The sequence below is a fragment of the Marinifilum sp. JC120 genome, from assembly GCA_004923195.1.
In the GTDB taxonomy this organism is placed as follows: Bacteria; Desulfobacterota; Desulfovibrionia; order Desulfovibrionales; family Desulfovibrionaceae; genus Maridesulfovibrio.
The window spans coordinates 1-613 of sequence record RDSB01000134.1 but is presented as its reverse complement, the minus strand read 5'-3'; the positions used below and the strand labels follow the sequence as shown (position 1 = coordinate 613).

Annotated in this window: 1 pseudogene; it reads left to right on the top strand. The window is 52.5% G+C overall.

The window, feature by feature from the left end:
* Positions 1-70 precede the first annotated feature (70 nt).
* Positions 71-493: pseudogene (locus tag D0S45_20710) on the top strand (major capsid protein E).
* Positions 494-613 lie beyond the last annotated feature (120 nt).

Here is a 613-nt window from a genome sequence, read left to right as displayed (position 1 = left end):
ATCAGCATCGTTTAACTTTACCCTTCATCACTAAAGGCCGCCTGTGCGGCTTTTTTTACGGGATTTTTTTATGTCGATGTACACAACCGCCCAACTGCTGGCGGCAAATGAGCAGAAATTTAAGTTTGATCCGCTGTTTCTGCGTCTCTTATTCCGTGAGAGCTATCCCTTCACCACGGAGAAAGTCTATCTCTCACAAATTCCGGGACTGGTAAACATGGCGCTGTACGTTTCGCCGATTGTTTCCGGTGAGGTTATCCGTTCCCGTGGCGGCTCCACCTCTGAATTTACGCCGGGATATGTCAAGCCGAAGCATGAAGTGAATCGGACTGGTAAACATGGCGCTGTACGGGATGAAGATCCGCAGAATCTGGCGGACCCGGCTTACCGCCGCCGTCGCATCATCATGCAGAACATGCGTGACGAAGAGCTGGCCATTGCTCAGGTCGAAGAGATGCAGGCAGTTTCTGCCGTGCTTAAGGGCAAATACACTGGCGGACCCGGCTTACCGCCGCCGTCGCATCATCATGCAGAACATGCGTGACGAAGAGCTGGCCATTGCTCAGGTCGAAGAGATGCAGGCAGTTTCTGCCGTGCTTAAGGGCAAATACAC